Origin of the sequence: Mesorhizobium sp. M2A.F.Ca.ET.039.01.1.1 (genome assembly GCF_003998035.1) — a bacterium.
In the GTDB taxonomy this organism is placed as follows: Bacteria; Pseudomonadota; Alphaproteobacteria; order Rhizobiales; family Rhizobiaceae; genus Mesorhizobium.
The window spans coordinates 1-2700 of sequence record NZ_RZRY01000775.1; the positions used below are offsets into that span (position 1 = coordinate 1).

The 2700-nt window shown below is 57.8% G+C and carries 1 protein-coding gene and 1 pseudogene; both read right to left on the minus strand.

Features of this window, described 5'->3' with window-relative positions:
- Nucleotides 1–85: 85 nt before the first annotated feature.
- A pseudogene (locus tag EOA24_RS33460) lies at nucleotides 86–466 on the minus strand (LysR family transcriptional regulator); the annotation flags it as partial.
- Between the two features lie 484 nt (nucleotides 467–950).
- Complete coding sequence (locus EOA24_RS33465; RefSeq protein ID WP_245501911.1) at nucleotides 951–2375, minus strand: trehalose-6-phosphate synthase; 1425 nt, start codon at nucleotides 2373–2375, stop codon at nucleotides 951–953.
- Nucleotides 2376–2700 lie beyond the last annotated feature (325 nt).

Consider the following 2700-nt stretch of genomic DNA (forward strand, 5'->3'; position numbering starts at 1 on the left):
CTTCAAAACTGTCCGGTTTTTAATCGGAATCGCGTCCGGTCAATTCTCGGAATCGCGTCCGGCTTTTGATCGGAATGCCGTCCGGTAAATCGTCGGAATCTGCATCGAGATTGGGCGCGTGCTCGCGCAGCAGGGGTAGGAGAGGCGGCAGCAAGATCAGGGCTTGATGGTCGGGTATCGCCATTATTGTCTTTGATCGCCATTCCCCTTGGCGGTTCACCATCCCGCGGAGCGCATCCAACACCGGCGGCAGCATTCGGGCCAACCGTTCGGCCTGCGGCGTCGGGACCAAGCCGCTCGAGCCGCGAACCAAAAGGTCGTCATTGAAAATGCCGCGCAGCCTTGTCAACGCTCGGCTCATCGACGGTTGGCTCAAGCGCACGTGCCGAGCCGCATGCGTAACGTTGCGGTGCTCCAGCAGCGCCTCAAGAGACAACAGCAAATTCAGGTCAATGGATGCCAACATTTGCTGTTGCCGTGGGGCGCGAGCGCCCTCGACAATCGGTCGTGGCCGCTCACGCGTGTTTGAAGAAAGCTGCCAACCGCAAGAGAGCTCACCCATGTCTTTTTCCTCTTGTTTTAATGTTCAATGTGCTCACGCTACGTCTTGAGATCTGGCGTGCGGTGTAGTCGATGCTGCTTAGCACATCAGCAATGTCGCCAACCGGGTGGTCGACATATTCAATACACGGGGTCTCGATCAGCGAAGCGATGACAGTCGAATGCTCGACACCGACGGAACCGGCAACAAGAGCCCTTATGGCGGATCGGCTTAACTAGTTTGATGAGTTGGCCGCAGCCGCGAGCTCTTCGCTCCCGTGCCAGCACAATCGGCTACAACCTAACTGGGTAGTTGGTCTGCGGTCATCGCCATCGGGGCTATCACAGCACATTAACCACGCCTCGGCGAGGCCGGAATGCTGCCCTGATTCACTTGGTCGCGATCAGCCTCATGCTGGCAATTCCTCCGCCTCCAGCTTAGCAAGAAAGCCGTCGCACCATCGATAGACATCGTGGCCGTTGAGACTGTGCTTCATTGCGTTCCAACGGTCTTTCCGTTCGTCGGGCGACATGCGAAATGCCTTTTCCGTGGAGGCCGCCACAGCCTCTGGGTCATAGGGATTGACAAGCACCGCTCCCTCCAATTCGCCAGCGGCGCCGGCAAATTGCGAGAGCACGAGGACGCCCGGATTGCTTGGGTCTTGCGCAGCCACGTATTCCTTCGCCACCAGATTCATGCCGTCGCGGAGCGGCGTCACCAGGCCAACGCGTGCCAGTCGATAGAGGCCGGCCAGTTGCAACGGGCCATGGGAACGATTGGTGTAGTGTACTGGTACCCAATCGATGGTTCCAAGTTCCCCATTGACACTTCCCACCAGTTCGGCGATCTGCTTTTGCAGCGCCAGATAGGCCGGTATTTCCCCGCGGGATTTCGGGGTAATCTGCAGCAGTAGCGTCTTGCGGACGCGATGGCTGTTACGATCAAGGAAATGGCGAAACGCCACGATGCGCTGATCGATGCCCTTGGAATAATCCAATCGGTCGACACCAATGGCGACGTCACAGCCAGCAGTCCTCTTGTAAATTTCCTGCAGATCCCCGTCGCGCGTCGCCAGCTCTGCGAGGCTTTCGAACTTGGCCGTGTCGATACCGATTGGAAAAACCCCGCAGCGGAACTCCCGCCCTTTGACTAGGCAGCTACGGTCTTTCATGAGCAGCCCTAAGTTTCGGCGGCGTACACATTCGGCGAAGTTGTCAAGATCGTCGTCGGTTTGGAAGCCGACAAGGTCATAGAACGAAAGCGCTTCCAGTAATTCTTCGCAGAGCGGCACGGTGGCGAGGATGTCCGCCGGCGGCCATGGTATGTGCAGGAAAAAGCCGATCCGGTTGCGGCAGCCGCGCTCGCGCAGTTCTTTCCCTAGAGGGATCAGGTGATAATCCTGCACCCATATGACGTCGTCCTCGCGGTGGAGCGGCATCAAAGACTCTGCGAAGAGTCGGTTGACGCGGTAGTATCCTGACTTTCTCGCGTCGTTGTATTCGGCGAGGTCGACACGGCAGTGGAAGATCGGCCAAAGAACCCTGTTGGCGAAGCCGTAGTAATATTCGTCCAGATCCTTCTGCGAGAGATCGGCAAGGGCATAGGTGATGCCGTTGGCCTCCTGCATCGTCGGTGACACCTGGTTCTTCTCGGTTTTCACCTTCCCCGACCAGCCCATCCAAAGGCCGCCTCGTTGCTGGAGCGCGGCGTTCAGCGCAATGGCCATCCCGCCCGGGGGCAGTGACCCGTGCTCGTCGGGCAACGCAACCCTGTTGGAGACAATGACCAGTCTACCATCTCCACCGTCCCCAACGACACCCATAAGGTTCTTCATGGTCACTCCTGTTGACTGACAGCTTTTGGCTTCGATCTCAGCCAAGTTAGGGACGGTGATCAGGTGGGACAATCTCATTAGGCGTATGGCAGAATAGCGCACACAAATAGGCACTAAGCGGGGCAGGAACTGAGCTCCCAAAGCTTCGGTTTTTGGATCATGTTTCTCCTGAGTTTTTTAACCGAGAGCGTGGGCCCGATTCCGTACGACCACTAGTGTGGCAGACCGGCGCGTCCGGGTTCGCGACGAGCGCATCAACCTCCCAACTGTCCCAGAGCTTTGTCCCCACGTCTACGCATTCGCCCGAGCTCAGTTAACGGTCTGT

Coding starts and splice junctions, on each gene's coding strand:
- EOA24_RS33465 (WP_245501911.1), bottom strand. CDS start 2,375: ATGAAGAACCTTATGGGTGTCGTTGGGGACGGTGGAGATGGTAGACTG.